At 33.3% G+C, this 20,685-nt stretch carries 18 protein-coding genes and 1 tRNA gene; 7 read left to right on the forward strand and 12 right to left on the reverse strand.

The annotated features are described in order from the left end of the window. Positions 1-8 precede the first annotated feature (8 nt). Positions 9-278, reverse strand: a complete 270-nt coding sequence (locus APRE_RS05035) for an acylphosphatase (RefSeq protein ID WP_015777917.1) — start codon at positions 276-278, stop codon at positions 9-11. Positions 279-404: 126 nt separating this feature from the next. On the opposite strand from APRE_RS05035, the gene APRE_RS05040 reads away from it, so the two are divergent. From APRE_RS05040 to APRE_RS05050, 3 genes are read left to right on the forward strand one after another with little or no spacing between them, the layout of a single operon-like run. Next, positions 405-2,924 carry a heavy metal translocating P-type ATPase gene (locus tag APRE_RS05040; protein WP_015777918.1) on the forward strand — a complete coding sequence of 840 codons (2,520 nt, stop codon included), beginning with the start codon at positions 405-407 and terminating at the stop codon, positions 2,922-2,924. Continuing rightward, positions 2,924-3,199 carry a metal-sensing transcriptional repressor gene (locus tag APRE_RS05045; RefSeq protein ID WP_015777919.1) on the forward strand — a complete coding sequence of 92 codons (276 nt, stop codon included), beginning with the start codon at positions 2,924-2,926 and terminating at the stop codon, positions 3,197-3,199. The genes APRE_RS05040 and APRE_RS05045 overlap by 1 nt, the downstream gene beginning before the upstream one ends. A 53-nt stretch (positions 3,200-3,252) precedes the next feature. Beyond that, positions 3,253-3,672: an Asp23/Gls24 family envelope stress response protein gene (locus APRE_RS05050; RefSeq protein ID WP_015777920.1), complete on the forward strand. Its 420-nt coding sequence runs from the start codon at positions 3,253-3,255 to the stop codon at positions 3,670-3,672. Between the two features lie 40 nt (positions 3,673-3,712). Here APRE_RS05050 and APRE_RS05055 read toward each other — a convergent pair whose 3' ends face one another. After that, complete coding sequence (locus APRE_RS05055; protein ID WP_015777921.1) at positions 3,713-4,201, reverse strand: QueT transporter family protein; 489 nt, start codon at positions 4,199-4,201, stop codon at positions 3,713-3,715. A 1,102-nt stretch (positions 4,202-5,303) separates the two neighbouring features. Between APRE_RS05055 and APRE_RS05060 the strand changes: the two genes are divergently transcribed. Beyond that, positions 5,304-6,086: a C39 family peptidase gene (locus tag APRE_RS05060; RefSeq protein ID WP_041449758.1), complete on the forward strand. Its 783-nt coding sequence runs from the start codon at positions 5,304-5,306 to the stop codon at positions 6,084-6,086. A 54-nt stretch (positions 6,087-6,140) separates the two neighbouring features. Continuing rightward, positions 6,141-6,216 (forward strand) — tRNA-Lys (locus APRE_RS05065). Between the two features lie 96 nt (positions 6,217-6,312). On the opposite strand, the gene APRE_RS05070 is transcribed toward APRE_RS05065, so the two are convergent. From APRE_RS05070 to APRE_RS05085, 4 genes are all read right to left on the reverse strand, one after another. Beyond that, complete coding sequence (locus APRE_RS05070) at positions 6,313-6,615, reverse strand: DUF4298 domain-containing protein (RefSeq protein ID WP_015777923.1); 303 nt, start codon at positions 6,613-6,615, stop codon at positions 6,313-6,315. Continuing rightward, positions 6,605-7,543: a serine hydrolase domain-containing protein gene (locus APRE_RS05075; RefSeq protein WP_015777924.1), complete on the reverse strand. Its 939-nt coding sequence runs from the start codon at positions 7,541-7,543 to the stop codon at positions 6,605-6,607. Before APRE_RS05075 ends, APRE_RS05070 begins: the two co-directional genes overlap by 11 nt. A gap of 78 nt (positions 7,544-7,621) precedes the next feature. After that, complete coding sequence (gene rlmD / locus APRE_RS05080) at positions 7,622-8,995, reverse strand: 23S rRNA (uracil(1939)-C(5))-methyltransferase RlmD (protein ID WP_015777925.1); 1,374 nt, start codon at positions 8,993-8,995, stop codon at positions 7,622-7,624. Continuing rightward, positions 8,985-11,318, reverse strand: a complete 2,334-nt coding sequence (locus APRE_RS05085) for an ATP-dependent DNA helicase (protein ID WP_015777926.1) — start codon at positions 11,316-11,318, stop codon at positions 8,985-8,987. Before APRE_RS05085 ends, rlmD begins: the two co-directional genes overlap by 11 nt. Before the next feature lie 62 nt (positions 11,319-11,380). On the opposite strand from APRE_RS05085, the gene APRE_RS05090 reads away from it, so the two are divergent. Next, a complete protein-coding gene (locus APRE_RS05090) occupies positions 11,381-12,133 on the forward strand; it encodes a nitroreductase family protein (protein WP_015777927.1) in 753 nt (250 codons plus the stop codon). Positions 12,134-12,292: 159 nt separating this feature from the next. Beyond that, positions 12,293-12,808 (forward strand): folate family ECF transporter S component, encoded by a 516-nt coding sequence (locus APRE_RS05095; RefSeq protein ID WP_015777928.1) that lies wholly within the window; start codon positions 12,293-12,295, stop codon positions 12,806-12,808. 49 nt (positions 12,809-12,857) lie between these two features. Here the strand turns inward: APRE_RS05095 and APRE_RS05100 are convergent, their stop codons facing one another. The 6 genes from APRE_RS05100 to APRE_RS05125 form a co-directional block, all read right to left on the reverse strand. Next, a complete protein-coding gene (locus tag APRE_RS05100) occupies positions 12,858-13,688 on the reverse strand; it encodes a TPM domain-containing protein (protein ID WP_015777929.1) in 831 nt (276 codons plus the stop codon). Between the two features lie 8 nt (positions 13,689-13,696). Continuing rightward, positions 13,697-14,281, reverse strand: coding sequence for a LemA family protein (locus APRE_RS05105; protein ID WP_015777930.1), 585 nt, complete (start codon positions 14,279-14,281; stop codon positions 13,697-13,699). Positions 14,282-14,298: 17 nt separating this feature from the next. Then, entirely contained in the window at positions 14,299-14,799 is a 501-nt protein-coding gene (gene nrdG / locus APRE_RS05110) for an anaerobic ribonucleoside-triphosphate reductase activating protein (protein WP_015777931.1), read from the reverse strand. Further along, complete coding sequence (nrdD, locus tag APRE_RS05115; RefSeq protein WP_015777932.1) at positions 14,796-16,916, reverse strand: anaerobic ribonucleoside-triphosphate reductase; 2,121 nt, start codon at positions 16,914-16,916, stop codon at positions 14,796-14,798. The genes nrdG and nrdD overlap by 4 nt, the downstream gene beginning before the upstream one ends. Before the next feature lie 198 nt (positions 16,917-17,114). After that, positions 17,115-19,694, reverse strand: coding sequence for an ATP-dependent chaperone ClpB (gene clpB, locus APRE_RS05120; RefSeq protein ID WP_015777933.1), 2,580 nt, complete (start codon positions 19,692-19,694; stop codon positions 17,115-17,117). A gap of 1 nt (position 19,695) precedes the next feature. Beyond that, positions 19,696-20,631: a DnaJ domain-containing protein gene (locus tag APRE_RS05125; RefSeq protein ID WP_015777934.1), complete on the reverse strand. Its 936-nt coding sequence runs from the start codon at positions 20,629-20,631 to the stop codon at positions 19,696-19,698. Positions 20,632-20,685 lie beyond the last annotated feature (54 nt).

Raw genomic sequence — 20,685 nt, forward strand, 5'->3', positions numbered from 1 at the left:
TGCCATAGCTAGTACAAAATTTCAAAAGATTTTTCATCATCCTTTATATCTATCTTGCTTATGTCTTTGGATTCTATCCTTACAAACCTCTGATTGTCTAGTTCCCTTATGAATGCATCAATATTTTCAGTAGCTCCTTGTACGTAAACTTCTACACTTCCATCGTAGAGATTCTTAACGCTTCCTGTTAAATTTAGATCAGTAGCAATCCTTAAAGAGTGAAATCTAAATCCGACTCCTTGGACCCTACCTTTGAAATTTATTTTTAATCTTTCCATGCTTACCCCTTTAATATACTATAACATTACATAGCCTTTCTTGTAAAGACTTTTCTTTCACCTTGACATGAATGCCACAAAAGTTATAATATTAATGACACCCCCTATGGGTGTTAAGGAGGTAATATGAAAGAACGATTCGATATTAGCGGAATGACTTGTGCTTCTTGTCAGGCTAATGTCCAAAAAGCGGTTCAAAAATTAGGAGTTAATGATGTTAATGTCAATCTCATTAGTGAATCTATGATTGTTGATTACGATTCTGATAAGATTAATAATGACGATATTATAAAGGCAGTAGAGAAAATTGGTTATGGAGCAAGTCTTAAAGATAAAGACAGATCAAACGATGTAACACTAAAGGAAAGCGAAGAAATGTCTACAATAAGTAGATTGAAAATTTCTTTCTTGTTTTTGATCCCACTGATGTATATATCAATGGGGCCAATGATTAATCTTCCTATACCTGGTTTTCTAGAAGGTCGAACTGGAGCAGTAAATAATGCTTTTGTTCAATTTTTGCTAGCCTTACCTGTAATTTTTGTAAATCGCAAATTTTTTGTATCAGGCTTCAAGGGACTAGTTAATAAAGCGCCTAACATGGATACGCTTGTTGCCCTAGGAGCAAGTGCTGCTACTATATTTGGTATATTTGCCATAATGAGAATGTCTTATGCTTTAGGAATAAACGACAACCAAGTTTTAGATCATTATAGGCACAATATCTATTTCGAATCAAGTGCAACTATCCTAACTTTGATTACTTTAGGTAAATATTTTGAAGCAAGGAGTAAGGGTGAGACCAAATCATCTCTGAAACATCTTATGGAACTTGCCCCAAAAACAGCTAGGGTGATTAAAGATGGTAAGGAATTTGAAGTATCCATCGAGGATATTAAAATAGGTGATACTATAATTGTAAGACCAGGAGAGGCAATTCCAGTTGATGGGGTTGTGACAAAGGGCTCTTCCCTAGTTGATCAATCTGCTATTACTGGCGAAAGCATTCCAGTAAATAAAAATCCTGGCGACGAAGTAATATCTGCAAGTATAAACAAGCAAGGCTCTTTTCAATTTAGGGCCAAAAGAGTTGGTGAAAATACAACCATTTCACAAATTATAAGTCTTGTTAATGAAGCAAATGAAACTAAAGCTCCAATTGCAAGATTGGCTGATAAGATAGCAGCAATTTTTGTTCCAGTGGTAATAGTTATTGCAATTTTAACTTTTGCTATATGGGCTTATATTACAAAAGATTTTGAATTCGCATTAAATCTTATGATTGCTGTTCTTGTAATCTCTTGTCCATGTGCCTTGGGTCTTGCTACTCCAATGGCTATAATGGTCGCAACAGGCAAGTCGGCAGAGTTAGGACTTCTGTTTAAAAATGCTGAAAGCCTCGAGAACCTTCATAAAATTGATTCCATCCTTCTAGATAAGACTGGAACTATTACAGAAGGTAAGCCTGTAGTAACTGATGTCTACACGAAAATGGATGAAGCAGAATTTATTTCTATTGCAAGAAGCATCGAGGAAGCTTCCGAACATCCTTTGAGTAATTCGATAGTAGAATATGCTAATGATGAAAACATAAGTCCTAGAGAAATCACAGATTTTCATTCTATAACAGGAATGGGACTTGAAGCAAAAATAGATGGAAAAATTTATTATGCCGGAAATATTAGACTTATGAATGAAAAAAATATTTCTGTAGAAGGCTTTGAAGATAAGTCTATAGCCTATTCCGAAGAAGGAAAAACATCCATGTATTTCGCCAATGAAAATAAGGTCTTAGGCCTAATAGCAGTTCAAGACTTAGCAAAGGATAGTTCTATTAAGGCAATAGAAAAATTAAAAGCAATGGGCTACCATATAATAATGCTAACTGGAGATAATGAGAAAACAGCCGAAGCCATTAGAAAAAAACTGGATATAGATGAAAAATATGCAGAGGTCCTTCCACAAGATAAGGATAAAGTTGTAAGAAAACTTCAAGAATCGGGTAAAAAGGTAGCGATGGTCGGAGACGGTATAAACGATGCACCTGCTCTAGCAAGATCTGATATCGGTATAGCTATCGGTAGTGGAACTGACATAGCGATAGACTCAGCTGATGTAGTACTGATTAAGAATTCCCTATTGGATATAGTAAATTCGATAAGATTATCTAGTAAGACTATAAAGATAATAAAGGAAAATCTCTTTTGGGCGTTTTTCTATAATATTATCCTTATACCAGTTGCAGCAGGCATCCTCTACCCTAGATATGGTGTAACCTTAAACCCAATGTTTGCGGCCTTGGCAATGAGTATTTCCTCAGTCTTTGTATGCCTTAACTCACTAAGACTTAGGAACTTTAAGCCTGAAGAAGAAAGTGAAGAAAGTAAAGAAGAAAATAAATTAATAAAGGAGAATAAAATGAGTGAATTAAATAAAATGATTGTAAAAGTTGATGGAATGAGCTGTCAAAATTGTGCAAAACACGTTACAGAAGCCCTAGAAGCTGTTGCAGGAATAAAACAAGTTAATGTTGATCTTGAAAATAAAGAAGCTAATGTTGAGTTTTTCGGATCAGTAGATGAAAATGAAATCTCAAAGGCAATTAGCGAAGCTGGCTACGAATACAAGGGTATCGAATACAAATAATGCATGCTGATAAGAAAAAAACTATCAGGAAACTTAAAACCGTCGGTGGGCAAATCGACGGTTTAATTAAAATGATTGAAGATGATAGGTATTGTATAGATATATCAAATCAAATTATGGCTTCAATCTCTATTCTTAAAAATATAAATAAAGAAGTCCTCCAAGCCCATCTAGAACACTGCGTATACCAGTCTTTAAATAGTGATGATGAGGAAGATATAAGACAAAAAATCGAGGAGATAGAAAAAGTTATCGATAAACTCAATAAAATTTAATAAGTGGGTATATATTTAATAGTAAGCGAAAATAAATTTATAAGGAGAACAAAATGACTGAAAGTTATAATAATGAAAATTTTGCTGGCGAAGTTAGCGAATATGTAGTTAGCGATAAGGTTCTAGCTAAAATCACAAAAAAAGTTGTAGATAACGTAGACGGTGTTCTGGACTTACAAGGTGGATTCTTTGATAACTTAACAAGTTCTTTTTCATCTGATGAACAATCTACATCTGGTATTTCTATAAATCAAGCTGACAAAGATTCTGTTGTAGAAGCAGGAATCATCCTTGAATACGGCAAGAGAGCCGAAGAAGTATTCAGAAATCTAGATAAAGCTATCAAAAACGAAGTAAAAAACCTAACAGGTATCAACGTTAAAGCTGTTAAAGTAAATATTGTTGACATACTCACAAAAGAAGAATTCAACAAAAAACAAAGACAAGAAGAAGCAAAAGAAAAAGAAATGTAATTAACGACTCCCCTCTATCTACACGATAGAAGGGAGTCTTTTAAAATTCTCTAATATATTTCATAAAACCATCATTCTTTTCAAGCATTTTAAATATTAAAACACCTATAATACTTACCATAATAAATTCGCTTGCCATAAACTCGAGAATCATAATAAATAATACAGCATCATTTGCTAAAATAAAATATGTTCCCAAAGCAGGCACAATCACCATCAGTACTGGCCATAAAGATGCCTTAAATAAAGTCTTACTCTTTAAGATAAGACGGAAAGCAATATATGATGATAAGGTTCCAAACACCACATCAAACGCTGCCATTGGTGAAAACAAGTTGGCTATAGCACATCCTAACACAAGACCTGGTATGAATCTCTTGTTATAAAATACAAGAAGAACCATAATTTCACTAAATCTTAGTTGGATTGGTCCATATGATGCCATAGGCAACAATAAAGTAAGCACAGCATACAAAGCTGCAACGATTGCGGATTTTACTAAAAAATTAGTATCCAAATTATTTTTCATTTTACACTCCTTGATATTTTTTACAATGGGTCCCAAGAAACATTGCCTAACCATTATAGCATAAAATACACCTTTTGCAAATTATGAAATTAAATAATACACATGAAATAAAAAAGAATAACATATAATTTTTGACGGATTTTTGACGGAGATAAATTTAAGTATGTATAATGGAAGAAATTAAAAAAGGAGGATTTTACCTCTCCTTTTTCTACGAAAATAAACATTTCAGTTTTTAAGTTTTTATGCAAATTATCTCTTTATATTTTTCATTTTAAGCGATTTTAATTTTAAAAGAAGTTTTATTATCTAGACACTAAAAGCTTATATTCTTCAATCCTAAGCTTCTTAAGTCCAAGCACATCTTACTGTTCTTTTACTTATAGGGTTTCAGTTTTTATAAGTCATTTAGTATTTGAGTAATATCACTTGTCAAAAGTCTTGGCAAGGCTATCGGTTAAGTTCTCTGTGGTCCTTATAACAATGATGTTTTTAACCACAATAGCCCGATCTATAAAAAATAAGTTATTCCAAATATTATAAAAATAATTTGCCCTAGCATGGAAGCTCAAATACCTTTCTAGATATAGTTACTTGGCATTGCTACTTTCTGCCCATATATAAAATCCAAAGCCTCCTAACGTTTAATCTTCGACCTTGTAGCAATGGTATTAGGCTTAAAAATCAATATCCAGTCACCAGTTATCTTAATATTTTTTCTACACTCCTATTCCTCAGTTGTTTAAGAGCTTCCTTATTCTATAATTCATTCTCAATCTAAAATAATCCTAAAGGACTTCAATCGACTTACTTATTTCCCCAATATCTATCTAAGTGTAATGCTGGATACTTCTTAGAAGGTATTAATAAGTCAGTTTAATTAATATGCTGATACAATCTTAAGTTTTAATTTTATTTAATAGCTTTTATTGTCTAAATAATCCCATCATTATCTTTTGATAATTGATTAATCACCAATAAAAGGTAATGTAAACTTATGAAGTTCAATAGGTTGATATTTTTGTTAGCTGCACTTTTTTTATGCTCGTGTTCTAACAAAAGAAAATTTGATAATGACTACTTAGATAAAGAAAACCTTCAGATGATAGAAGAAATCAATTCCATTGCCAAGGATACTTTTAATAAAGGAGAAGATTTCGTTAATAATTTAGATGTTGTAAACGAAACTAAGCCTGTTTATAAAACTGATAGGAGAGATGATTTAATTAAAAACTTAGAGGATCCTGCAAAGAAAGACCCAAAGGCTAAATGGGTTTATGATAATTTCAAGAATTTAACAGATACTGAGGCCTACCTTACTGGAAATGACCCAGATACTATTGAGTTCGTATATAATATGAATCATAATATCAAAGATTTCCCATATAAGGAAGGTGAAAGCATTAAGCTAAATAGACCTACACCCTACTATATTCAATGGGATAATAGATGGGCTTATCAGGAGCTATCAGATATTAATATAGGTGTTGCTGGCTGCGGACCAACTTCCATGGCCATGGTCTTAGCTAGACTTAGGAATGATCCTTCTATTACTCCTAAAATAATCGGAGAAGATGCAAAAGAATATATGGTTGAAGAAGGAATTGCTTGGAGCTTTTTTAAAGATGAAGCTAATAAATATGGTTATAAATGCGAGGACTTGGAAAAAGACAAGCAAAAAATGATAGAGGCATTAAAGAAGGGTCCATTGATTGTTTCTGTCGAGAGAGGATATTTCACTCTGGCCGGTCATATTTTCGTAATAGATTCATATAAAGACGGTAAATTTATTATAAATGATCCAAATAGTATAAAGAATACCATGCGAGAATGGGACTATGAGCAGATCCAAGACCAAATAGTCCACATTTGGAAATTTTCTTAAAAAAATATTTGACAGCTACCCCGGAACATGGTATTATATAAGGGTAGTTGATACGCACCATTAGCTCAGTTGGTAGAGCACCTGACTCTTAATCAGGGTGTCCAGAGTTCGAGTCTCTGATGGTGCACCAAATCACGAAGAGGCCTAGCCTCTTTTTTTTATTATTTAACTAGTATATATAGTAAAAGAGCTGCCATATTGATTGACAACTCCTCTTACTATATATTTATTTATCTTGTATCAAATCATTTGCTGTTTCTAATAAGGCAAGCCCTGTATAATAATTTTCTCCCATCAAATCATAGATGGCATCTTCACTCAGTACAGCCTGATTTATATCATCCCCTATCTCTCCTCTGTTAGATGCATCCATATCCTTTGTAAAATCTTCGCTATAATAATAAGTAACTAATCTCTTGTACTTATCTTGATGGTCTACAAATTCTTCTAGAGCTTTTTTTAAATTTTCCATTAATTTTTCATGATCTTCATATATTTCATTTAGTTCGTTTAGGTAATTATAATCCATTAATATCTCCTTTAATATATTTTATCAACTTATCAACATCTTCTTTTATTGAGTCTGACAAATCGTCAGACCTATCATTTGTAGTCACTATAACTATATTTTCTTCAGCTAATAATGCAATTATTTGACCACCAGTTCCTGAAGCAAAAACTGTTTGTTTTTTACTCTTCCAGAAACCAAGGGTGTAAAAGTCTTCAGAAAGATAGGTAAACTTATCAGAATTTTTAGCAAAAACTGATGTAAATAATTTACTAATAGATGCTTCACTAAGGATTGAAGTGTTTTTATATCTCCCCTTATTTAATAATAAAATCCCAATTTTGATCATGTCCAAGTCACTAATATATAATTTGCTAGCACCAACAATAAACTTTCCGTATGAATCCCATATTACTGGTTTTATATTTAGTTTATCGAACAAATTATCTTTTAAAAATTCATACAGTGAAGAATTAAGATAATTTTCCATAACTACAGATAATAAGTAATAAGAGGCATTTGAATATTGAAAATGAGTACCAGGCTTATACTTGATGGGATAATTAATACATAAATTAAGTAAATCTTCTTCAGGAATGCCTTCAATATCCTTTGTCATCAACAAGGATTTATCATATCCTACACTATGCGACAGTAGATGTTTTACTTTAGTTTCCTTTAAATATTTAATATTATCTTTATTTGTAAGCTTTGGACCTTCTTTTAATAAAGGATAAATATAAGTATCTAAATTGAAATCAAATTGGCTTTTTTCCATCAGTATTAAGGATCCAATAGCCAAAACACTCTTGGCGATAGATCTCACATTTAAACTCCTGTTATTTGCCTTTCCTATAATCCTATCACTATTTCCATCATAGATTAGAAAAGAACTAGCAAGGGATTTTTCTAGATTTCTCTTGTAATATATATCTAAATTAGACTCCAATATATACTCCTATAAGACTTATTTATTAATACCTCTAATTAATCATCAAGAGAGTTATTTTTTTATACAAATTAAATTCTATTTTTTCCTGGTCAATAAGGCTATGGCTTCTAAATGGCGGGATTTTGGGAATTGATCATAAATTTCGTAATCTTTTATTTCAAAACCTTGATTTATGAATTCTTTTAAGTTTTCTACTTGGGTTTTTGGATTACAAGAGATGTAGATGAATTTTTCTGTGTCGATCTTTAGTATTTTTTCGAGAGATTTTGGGCTTATTCCAGCTCTTGGCGGATCTAGTATTATAACATCGTACTTATCTCCTACCTTTTCGATTTCTTCTAAGACATCTCCACACAAGAAATTAATATTATCTATCTCGTTTATTTTAGCGTTCTCCCAAGCCTTATCTATGGCCTCTTCTACTATTTCGATACCTGTAGCAGTCCTTGCTCTTTGGGCCATAACTTGAGTAATTGTCCCTGTCCCTGAATAAAGGTCAAGGACATCCATGCTTTGATTTATATTTGCAAGGTCGAAGGCCTTTTGGTAGAGTTTTTCAGCTGTATATATATTAGGTTGAAAGAAGGAAAAAGGTGAAATATTAAAGGTTAAACCAAGCATTTCTTCCTTAATAAATTCTTTTCCATATATTAGATTGAGTTTTTCTACTATTACAGCGTCTGCTGGCGAATCGTTTATTACATGATAGACTGATACTATTTTACCTACAAGATCAATTGATAAAAGTTTGTTTAAAAATAGATTTATCCTCAAACTATCAAAGCTCTCGTCACTTGTAGTAACTAGAATTACCATTATCTCGCCAGTTCTATGGGCTTTTCTTATGATTAAATGTCTTAGAAGCCCCTCTCTAGTTCTTTTGTGGTAGAAATCTGTCTTCTTTTCCCTAAAATAAGCCTGGACGCTCTCCCTTATAGTGTTAAAGTCTCCATCGATGATATTGCAATTTGTCGTATCAACAATTTCATAAAATCTATTTTGTCTATGAAGTCCTAAGACTAGGTCACCACCCTTTTTACTATCGCCAAAAGTATATTCCATTTTATTTCTATAGGCTTTAGTCTTAGGAGATTGGTTTATTTTAATGTCTCCTGAGTAGTCTATAGAATTGTCCTTAAATAAATTTTTAATCATATCCACTTTTAGCATGAGCTCAGTCTCATAGGCTAGCTTTTGGTAGGCGCAACCTCCACAAATATCGGGATTATCGCATGTATTAGTCGAGTTTTCTAGGTCAGATTTTTCGATTGTTTCAATTAATTTCGCCTTAATCTTATCCTTGTTTCGTTTTTTAGCCTTTACTTTTACTCTTTGGCCCAATAGACCTCCCTTAAATTCGACCAATTTTCCATCTTCATCGTAGCCTTGGCTAATATTAGGATATTTCATTTTCTCTATTTTAATTTCTTTAATCGCTTTATTTCTCATTTTTACTCCAAAATTTATCTGTTATATTTTTTAGTTCTTCAGATTGATTTAAATATTTTATACTATTCCAATGTTTTGGGAAAAGCATTTGGTATTGATTCCAGCTATATCTATCGTCAACAAGATAGATTATACCCCTATCATCTTCGCTTCTAATAACTCTTCCAGCTGCTTGGAAGACTTTATTAATTCCTGGAAAGGTGTAGGAATAATCAAATCCACTTAAGCCTTCCCTATCAAAATGTTCCTTTATGAGATTTCTATCGAAAGAAACCCCTGGCATACCAACCGATATAATCATAGAGCCAATAAGTCTATCACCTATTAGGTCTACCCCTTCAGAAAAGATACCCCCAAGAACTACAAAGGCTACTTCGTTACTTTCTTCTGTAAATTTTTTAATAAATTTACTCCTATCAAGCTGACTCATAGACCTATCTTGAATTAAGATATCATCGCTATATCTTACAGTATAATCGCCAGCGACAGCTTCTAGATATGAAAATGAAGGAAAGAATATAAAATAATTACCTTCTTTACTATTTATAAATTCATTTATAAGGTCTGATATTAGCGAAACATTTCTTGACCTATCCCTATAACGAGTGCTTATGGATTTTTGCAAAATGATTAAATTTTCTGAGGAAAATGGCATATCAAGACGTAATTTGAGGCTGTCTCTTGCCCCTAGCATATTCATAAAAAAGGGCATTGGAGAAAGTGTTGCAGAGAAAAAAATAGTAGATCTTGCATAATCGTATTTTTTCTTTAGGATATGGGAAGGATCAACACACTTAATTTCAAATATTTTATCCTCATTTTCCTCATCGAAACTAATCACATTATAGAAACCATCCATGAAATAATCTGAAATCTTAAGGTAGGAATTGATATTAAAATACATCTCAAGGACATAATCATAATTCCTATCGTCCTTTTCTTCTATTAAGAACTTCTCCATTTTTTTAGCTAGTTCGAGTAATATCTTATCCAAGCTATCTATGTGATTTTTCGTATAATAGTGAAGTTTTTTGCCATATTTTTCGTAATTATTCTCAAAATTAAGGATGGCCTCGTCCAAAACTTTAATTATTTTCTTGTGCTTATTAATATCAAAACAAGCTCTTAGTTCTTTGAAATCACTATCCTTGAAGGAGAATGAGTACATATCTCTCGCCCTATCAAGGAGATTGTGGGCCTCGTCAATTAAAAATATATATCGTGATGATATTTCTTCAAAAAATCTCCTAAGAAATACTGTAGGATCGAAGACATAATTATAATCACAAATTATAAAATCAGAATAGCTTGCTATATCAAACTCAAACTCTAAGGGGCAAACTCTATATCTTTCCGCATAGGAAGTTATAATATCATAATCCATTATGGTTTCTTTAGTCAAAATATCTTTAAGAGCATCATTTACCCTATCGAAATGCCCCTTGGCAAAGGGACAGTCATCAGGATTGCACCTAACCTCATCATTTAGGCAGATTCTCTCCTTAGATGTTATTTGAACAGCTTTTATCTTAAGCCCATTTTCTTCTAATAACTTAAGGGACTTGATAGCCTCCTTGCCAGTTGTTGTCTTAGCTGTTAGGTAAAATATCTTATCTGATAAGTCTTCTCCAATAGATTTTATAGAAGGAAATATTGATGATATAGTCTTTCCTATTCCTGTAGGAGCATCTACAAAAAGATTTTTCTCCTTAAGAATTGCTGTATACACGGCCACTGCCATCTTTCTCTGCCCCTTCCTATATTCTCCGTAAGGAAAGTTCAAAGCCTTTGAGCTAGTATTTCTATCTTCGAGATTTTTTGTGATAATCTTTGAAAAATCTATGTATTTTTTTAATAAATCTATGTAAAATATCTCAAGTTCTTCTCTTGTAAATGATCTTTTAAAAATTTTGGTCTTGTAGTTTTCTGTCGATACATAAGTTAGGCTTATGTTTATTTCATCTAAATCCTTATCTACTGAAAAGAAATAAGCGTAGCATTTTGCTTGTGCCCAGTGAAGCTTGTTCTTATCATCTATCTCTTCAAGCTTTCTCTTGGTAGATTTAATCTCATCAATTGTGTAGGAGTTCTTATCCTTGATTAGGCCATCCGCTCTTCCTTCAACTTGAAAATCGATTCCAGAAATACTTGTTAAGTTCTTCAAAGAATATTCTTTGTTGTAATTAAGACCATACGACTTCTGGATCTTTTGGTGGGCCCTAATTCCTTCAATCATCCTTGTATTATCCCTAAAGGTATTATCTATATCGCCTGAACGCATTACAAATTCTATTAAATTTCTTACAGATATTTTAACTAACATATTATCACCTAGCTAAATTATAACATATTGGGTATAAGTTTAGAAAGAAGAAAGGAGCTATTATGAAAGATGTAATTGATTTAGCCTTAAATCATAGGACCATAAGGGAATTCACAGATCAAAAAATAGACGATAAAACTATAAAAAAATTATTAGGTGTTGCAAATCATTCAGCCTCATCTAACGGTATGCAGATGTTTTCAATAGTTAGAATTACTGATCAAAATATTAAAGATCAACTAGCCGATAATGGTAATCAAGAATATATGAGAAGGGCACCAGAGTTATGGATTTTCGTAGCTGATCTATATAGGAATTACTCTATAGCCAAGGAAAATGGAGTTGAAAATGACGAGATGATTAGCTTCGATAAGTTTATTCAAGCCTTCACAGATGCGATTATTGCAGTACAAAATGTCGTCGTTGCTTGCGAATCCTTGGGACTAGGAACAAATTATTTTGGAAATATTCACAATGATACTCAAAGGGTAATAGACTTACTAAATCTGCCTAAACTTACCTATCCTGCAGTTGGACTAGGCTTTGGCTACCCTAACCAAAGTCCGCAGCTTAAGCCAAGAATGCCGATAAAACTTAAGGCTTTTGAAAATTCTTATAGGGTTTTTGAAAATTATGATGAAAAAATTAAATATTACGATAAGGAGATGACTAACTATTACGACCTTAGAGATGCTAATAGAAGAAGTGATTCCTTCTCCCTACAAATCCCTAAAAAACAAGGATCTCTTATAAAAAATCGTGGTAAGATGTTTGAAACATTAGAAAAACAAGGATTTCTTGTAAAAAGTAAATAAAAAGGGAACTTCCCTTCTATTTTTTAGCTATTTAGTTTATAATAGTTGTATCAGAGTAGATAAAGAGCATAAAGTGTTAAGAAATGGGTTGTCGTTCTTAAACGAAGCGAATGCATGATTCTTTATCGCAACCGCTGACCTCTGATAGAAAGGGGATTTATGAAAAATAAAATACTAATAAATAATTTAGTTAAGGCAGCGATGTTAACAGCACTAAGCATAATTTTATCGAGGATATTCGGTATTCAGCTTACACAGGATATAAAAATATCTTTTGGTACCCTACCTCTTATGCTTTCAGGAGTACTATTTGGTCCCTTGCTTGGAGCCCTATCGGGCCTTGCAGCTGACCTCATAGGAATTATGATTAACTTGGGAGGAGCCTATCATCCTGGCTTTACTTTGGGATCTGTTCTAACAGGAATGGTGCCAGGTCTCATATTTATGTATGGCAAGAGAAAAAATATATCTAATAAAGTTTTAATTCTTCTTGTTATAATTTTTGTATATGGGATTAACCATGGTTTGTTGACACCTTTATGGTTGACACAACTTTATGGAACTCCTTACAAGGTTCTTCTTGCAGGCAGAGCTATTAAAGTTATACCAGATGCTATAATAAATTATATATTACTTTTATTAATATATGAAAGACTAATACCAAAAATGAAATAAAGAAAAAGGAGTTTGTATTCTCATTAACTTGAGACAAACTCCTTTTAAATTAGAATTTTCTACTAGCTCCTCCGCCACCGGTGCTACCACCCCCGCCGGAAAAGCCTCCTCCGGAAAATCCTCCACCAGAAGACCAACCTGAGAAGGGATCATCATCGTTATCATTCCAGAAACTTCTACCATACCAACCTGGGAAATTTCTCCTTCTTCTTCCTCTATAATATGAAGAAGGTCCGCGACTAATTCTAGTAAACATGTTTGATATTAATATAAATACTACTAATATAAATAATATCTCAAACATACTAATTCCATCACCATCTTCTAGATTTTCTTGATAAGCTTCATAATTACCATCTAGTGTGATGTCGTATTCACTTAAAACTTGACTAACTACGGCATTGAAGCCTTCATCAATTCCCTTGGAGTATTGGCCATTTTTGAAATAATCTAACATAAAGTTGTCTATTATTCTGCCAACTTTAGCGTCATTAAGTATTCCTTCTAGACCATATCCTGGTATAATCGCAATTTCTCTTTGGTCTGTATTTTTATCCTCTAGAAATAAAATCAAGACTCCATTATCTTTTACCTTATCACCGAGTTTTAGTTCATTAAATAAATCGCTTCCGTAATCCATACCTTCTAGACCGTCTGGATTATTAAGACTTAGGACCACTATCTGAGCTCCAGTCTTACTTTCCAGCTCCCTATTGGTCTTTTTGATATTTTCCTTGGTACTTTCATCTAAAATTGAAAGCTCATCATAATAATAATCATTTACCTTGCTGGATATATCATCTGCTCGAGCAAGATTTGGAAAAAGGCAGAAGATAATCAGCATGATTATATTTAATTGTATTCTTTTAGCCTTTTCCATAACATCTCCTATTTATTGAAATCTACGGTAGGTACTTCTTGGGCACTTTCACTTGCTTGGAAATATTCTGCCTGTTTAAATCCTGTAATCTTTCCTATTATATTAGTTGGAAATCTTACAAGCTTGGTATTAAATTCTTGGCAGGCTTCGTTATAATTTTTCCTTTCAACCGAAATCCTATTTTCACTACCAGCAAGCTCATCCATCAAAGCAACAAATTGAGTATCTGCCTTAAGCTCAGGATAAGCTTCAACTACTACATTAATATCTCCTACAGCTCTTGTTAGTTCTTCATTAGCTTCTGCAAGTTCTTCTGGGCTGTTAGCATTTTGTACTCCAGCTCTTGCATTGGTGACCTTGGTTAAAGTATCTTCCTCGTGATCTGTATAGCCTTTTACAGTATTTACAAGGTTAGGTATAAGGTCTGCTCTTCTTTGTACAACATTTTGAACTTGGGCATAGGCTTTATTTACATTTTCTCTTGATGTAGCTAGATTGTTATATGTTGGTACAATTGCTATTAATAAGATTACAGCTATTGCAATTATAGCAATTATCGCTGAAAATCCTTTCATTTTTTTGTTTTTATTCATAATTCCTCCTCTTTGTATTATTTATACCCATCCACAAGGATAATATCCTTATATTTTAGGGAGGATTTTACGTCTATTATTCTTTGATTGCTAGATCCTCTAAAATCCAATGTCAAATCTTTATATTCTTCTATAAACTCACCATCGACTAGAACGTCAATTTGCTCTAGTATTTGTCTTGAAAGTTTCATTTTCTCTAAAACTTCAAATTTAAATCCACTATAAACCCAAATGGACTTATCTGTTTGTTTTCTTATATCGATTATGGCCTGTAAAAGCCCCTCTGGGCTTTCAAAAGGTTCCCCTCCTAGAATTGTAAGGCCCTCAACTTCATCAAGCTTAAGATAGGAAATAACTTCCATTAGAGCCTTATCATCCCACTCTTTTCCAAAGTTAAAATCCATATAATCTCTATTGAAGCAATTCTTGCAATTTCTGTCGCAACCTGATAGGAAAAAAGAGGTCCTGATTCCAGGACCATTAGCAACATCATATTTTCTTATTTGCCCATATCTCATATGTGAAGCACCCTTGCTTTTATTTCTTTTGTTCTACCTTCGTTCCAGAAGTTTTCACCTAGGTAGCCGCAGGTTCTCCTAACTACAGTAAGAGTGTTTCTGTCCTTGTTGCCACAGTTTGGGCAATACCAATTATTGTCATCATCTAGGAGGATTTCTCCATCATATCCACACTCAGCACAATAGTCAGACTTTGTGTTAAACTCCGCATATTGTATGTGATCGTAAATATATTTTACCATGGTCATCACGGCCTTAATATTATTGGTCATGTTAGGGATTTCTGCATAGGAGATACATCCACCTGTCGATAATTGTTGAAATTCTGACTCAAAATCAAACTTATCAAAGACAGAAATATCTTCTCTAACATCTACATGGAAGGAGTTTGTATAGTAACCCTTGTCGGTGATATTTTCTATACTTCCAAATCTTTCTTTATCTATTGACGCAAATCTATGAGTTAAGCTTTCTGCTGGAGTACCATATACTGCAAAGGCAATACCATATTCCTTCGTCCATTCTTCCTTCTTCTCATTTAAAACTTCCATAATCTTCATAGCAAAGTCATGGCCACGCTTACTAGTATGACTTTCTCCTGTTGTAAGTACGCTTGCTTCATAGATTCCAATGTATCCGATTGTAACTGTAGCATAGCCATTTTCTAAAAGTGGCTTTATAGATTGATGCCTATCTAATCTTGCTATAGCTCCATGTCTAAAGTGAATTGGAGAAGAGTCGCTTGTTACCTTGGATAGGTGTTCATATCTTAGTAATCCAACTTGCTTTATCAGGTCAAGCCTTTTATCTAGGATTTCAAAGAATTTATCCTCATCTCCATCAGCAAGGATTCCTATTTGAGGGAGATTTATTGTAGCAACTCCCATATTAAATCTTCCATCAAACTTATAATTTCCATTTTCGTCTTTATATGGAGGAAGGAAGGCCCTGCAGCCCATAGGAGAGAATACATTTCCTTCATAGTTTTCTCTCATTTTCTTAGCTGAAATATAATCAGGATACATTCTCTTGGCTGTACATTTTGCTGCAAGTTCTGTAAGCTTATAATATTTAGAACTTTCGTGAACATTATTTTCATCTAGGACGTAGATTAGCTTAGGAAAGGCTGGTGTAACATATACTCCTTGTTCATTTTTGATTCCTTTAATCCTTTGTCTAAGAATTTCTTCTATTATTTTTACAGTGCTTGAAAGGTATGGATCATTCTCATCTGTATGCATAAACAAGGTTACAAATGGAGATTGGCCATTGCTGGTCATTAGGGTATTTATCTGATATTGAATTGTTTGAATACCGCTTTCTAGGTCTCTCTGGGTCAAAGCTTCTGCCATTTCTCTTATTTTTTCTTCATCATCTAGGATAGACCTACTTAGTTTTAGGTTTTTATCGTAAGATTTTTTGAGATAAGGACTTAGGCAGGATATGTTTATAGATTGACCTCCATACTGGTTGCTCGCAATTTGTGCTATAATTTGAGTCATAACATTACAGGCGACTTGAAAAGACTTTGGAGTCTCAATCATCTTATCATTTACAACTGTTCCATTATCAAGCATATCCTTCATATCAACTAAGCAACAATTAAAGATTGGCTGGATAAGATAGTCCAGATCGTGAATATGTATGGCACCAGAGTTATGAGCTCCTACTAGATCTATTGGTATTAATTTCCTTTTAGCAATATCTTTTGCGACTTCTCCTGCAATCAAATCTCTTTGAGTAGATGCAATAATAGGATTCTTATTGGAATTTTCATCCATAACATCAATGTTAGTTTGATTTAATAAGCCTAAAATATCATCATCTGATGTATTTTGCTCTCTCTTGTAGGCTTGAACAGACTTATAGCTCTCATAGGATTTGGCAGTAGCTGGATTTTTCCTGTTGATTAACTTATAATAGACCATATCTTCTATCTTATAAATTGAAATATCATCCCCGTCTAAAGCTTCACTTTCTATTTCATTAGCTATATCCATAGCTTGATTTTCAACAAAAACTCCACTTGCTGACTTCATTGCTTTTTCTATAGCTATTACTATTTTATCTTTTTCAAATTTGGCTTTGCTGCCATCTCTTTTAATTACCTGAATCATATTAACCTCCGAAATCTATGATGATTATACCATATATAGTGGTGCTTGTAAAAAATGAATACTATATATAGTGTTAAGCCTATGATTTAGGCAATCGACTTTTATCTTTAATTATCTTTATACATATCAAAATATTTAAAAAATCCCCAAGATTCCTAGTTAAGAGTTAGAATCTCGGGGATTAAAATAAAGTTTATCCTATTTTATTTTAAATATTAATTTATTATTTTCATCTAAATCTAATAATGCTGTATCTTTTTCAGCAACTTTTCCTTCGATAATTAACTTACCTAGTTCTGTTTCTACATGAGTTTGTAAGAATCTCTTGACAGGTCTTGCACCGTACTCGATATTATATGCATTAGCCAAGATATATTCCTTAGCAGCATTTGAAATCTCTAGATTTATATCTTTGTCTTCTAGCCTAGATCTAATGTCAGCTATTTGAAGGTCGATTATTTCGTAGACTTGTTCACTTGTAAGTGGAGTAAACATCACTATATCGTCAATTCTATTTAGAAATTCTGGCTTGAAGGAATTTCTTAAGATTACATCTACCTTGTCTTTATTTTCTTCATCAATACTTCCATCATCATTTAGGCCATCTATCAAGTATTCAGAACCTATATTGCTTGTCATGATGATTATAGTATTTTTAAAATCTACAGTTCTTCCTTGGGAATCAGTTAGTCTTCCGTCATCTAAAACTTGTAATAATATGTTGAATACATCTGGATGGGCTTTTTCAATTTCGTCAAAAAGGATTACTGAGTAAGGTTTGCGTCTAACCGCTTCTGTTAATTGGCCGCCTTCTTCGTAGCCAACATATCCAGGAGCTGCACCGATTAGTCTTGACACAGAATATTTTTCCATATATTCACTCATATCAATTCTAATCATGTTTCTCTCATCATCAAACATTGCTTCGGTTAAGGCCTTGGCAAGCTCTGTCTTACCAACTCCAGTTGGACCTAGGAAGATAAAGGAACCTATAGGTTTACTTTGACTCTTAAGTCCAGATCTTGCTCTTATAATAGCATCTGATACTGCTCTTATTGCCTCATCTTGGCCGATTACTCTTTGGTGTAGCTTTTCTGGAAGGTGGAGGATTTTGCTCCTTTCGCTTTCTACAAGCTTATTAACTGGTATATTTGTCCAGTTGCTCACTACATCTGCAACATCTTCGTCGGTTACTTCCTCTTTGATCGAAGAATCAGTATTTTCACCAGAATTCTTCTCTTCCAATTTCTTCTTTAATTCTTCAAGCTTTCCATATTTTAGTTCAGATAACTTTTCGAAATCATAGTTTCTTTCGGCATTTTCAATTTCAACCTTTACCCTATCAATCTCTTCCTTAATATTCTTAACATCGTCTATGGCAGATTTTTCATCTTTCCATTTTAGAAATTCTTCATCATATTTTTCTGATAGGTTTGCCAAGTCTTCTTCTAATTCCTTAAGTCTCTTCTTAGAATATTCATCATCTTCTTTTTTAAGAGCAGTAATTTCTATCTGTAATTGTAGAAGTTTTCTCTTTTGCTCATCTAGATAGCTAGGCATGGTGTCAATTTCTGTTCTAACTGTCGCACAGGCTTCATCCATTAAGTCTATGGCCTTATCTGGTAAGAACCTATCTGAAATATATCTATCAGATAATTCTGCAGCTGCAATTACTGCGCTATCTTGGATTCTTATTCCATGGAAGATTTCATACTTATCCTTGATACCTCTAAGAATACTTATTGTATCTTCTACAGATGGCTCTTCTACCATGACCTTTTGGAAACGACGTTCCAAGGCACCATCTTTTTCTATATATTGCCTATACTCGTTAAGGGTAGTAGCACCTATGACTTTAATCTCTCCACGAGCTAGCATTGGCTTCATGATATTTGAAGCATCCATAGCCCCCTCAGACTTACCAGCTCCAACAATATTGTGAATTTCGTCAATGAACATTATTATTTGTCCATCTGACTTTTGGACCTCATCGATTACAGCCTTTAATCTTTCCTCAAATTGTCCCCTATATTTTGCTCCTGCTACAAGAGAACCCATATCGAGTGAGAATATAGTCCTTCCTTGGATTGGTTCTGGGACGTCGTTATTGACAATCCTTTGGGCAAGTCCTTCTACAATTGCAGTCTTACCTACACCAGGTTGTCCGATTAGGACTGGGTTATTTTTCTTTCTTCTAGAAAGAATCCTTAGAGCGTTTCTAATCTCCCTATCTCTTCCAATAACTGGATCAATTTTACCTTCTCTAGCTTCTTGGGTTAGGTTTCTACCAAACTTTTCTAGTGGATTAGTAGTCTCTTCAGGATTATCATTAGTAACTTTTTGACCTTTCCTGACATTTTGGATAGAGTTTTTAAAGCTAACTGCACTTATGGCAAATTTCTTATTGATGGAATCTAATTCGGTTTTTTCCTTCAAGAGACTTAGGAAGATATGTTCAGTTGATACAAAACTATCTCCCATTTCTTTAGCTACATCTTCTGCCTTTAGAAGGATTCTTTGGAATACTTGACTTGGGTAAGTATTTGAGTTACCAGACTGACTTGGCATAGAGTCAACCTTTTTGATAAGTTCATTTCTGTAGCCTTCGTAGTCTACATCCATTGACTTGATTATTTGACTAACAATAGAGTCTGAATTGTTAACCAAAGCATAAGCCAAATGCATTTCGTTTACTTCTGGATTTGAATTTTTGATAGCCATTGCTTGAGCGTCATTAATGGCTTCTTGAGATTTTTGTGTGAATTTGTTGATGTCCATATTAATCCTCCTCCGCTAATTTTTTATATAATTCTTCTTGTTTCTCACTGAGTTTTTCAGGGTTTTCTATTACTATATTTAAGATCAAATCTCCTATATTGCCCTTTCTATCCTCATATCCTCTCTTCTTTAATCTAATCTTTCTTCCTGAATTTACTTTTTCAGGAATATTAACCATAAAAGATCCTGATTTAGTATCTATTTTTTTCTTAGTACCAAAATAAGCTTCCCACGGTGTTAGTTTAACTTCCTTGATAAAGTCAATCCCGTCGAGGACTAGACCCTCTTCATCTTGGATAATTACCTTTACCATGATATTAGCATTTAAACCGTATTTTGAACCATCTATTCTTATCTTATTTTTATTCTTGATCCCTTTTGGTATTGTTACATTGATGTCTGTAAGTCTTCCTTGATTTTTGACTTTTATTATTCTCGAAGTCCCTTTGATAGCTTCATCTATGCTAATTTTCATATCATAATCTAGGCTTTGCTTTTTCTTTCTACCAAAACCCTGACCTATATTAGAAAACCTACTTCCACTCCCGAAACCTTTGTTAGTGGATCTTGATCCTTGTTGGAATCCTCCAAAAAGTGTATCAAAGAAATCTGAAAATCCACTATCGCCAGTTGACGAATATGTGTAAGAGTTTCCTCCAAAATTATTAAAGTCAAAACCAAAATCTCTAGGGTCGAAGTTCTGACCTCCTTGGAAATTAGCATTTTGACCAAACATATCATATTTTTTACGTTTGTCCTCATCTGATAAGACTTCATAAGCTTCATTTATTTCTGTAAATTTCTTTTCTGCTTCCTTGTCGTTCGGATGAAGGTCTGGGTGATATTTCTTGGCTAGTTTTCTGTATGCTTTTTTTATTTCGTTGGAACTTGCTTTTTTGTCAACTCCCAACACTTCATAATAATCTCTGTATTTCATATTTACCTCCATCTTCTTTGACCATCTCTGACCTTAATGAAATTATACTAGGTC

The organism is Anaerococcus prevotii DSM 20548 (assembly GCF_000024105.1).
GTDB lineage: Bacteria > Bacillota > Clostridia > Tissierellales > Peptoniphilaceae > Anaerococcus > Anaerococcus prevotii.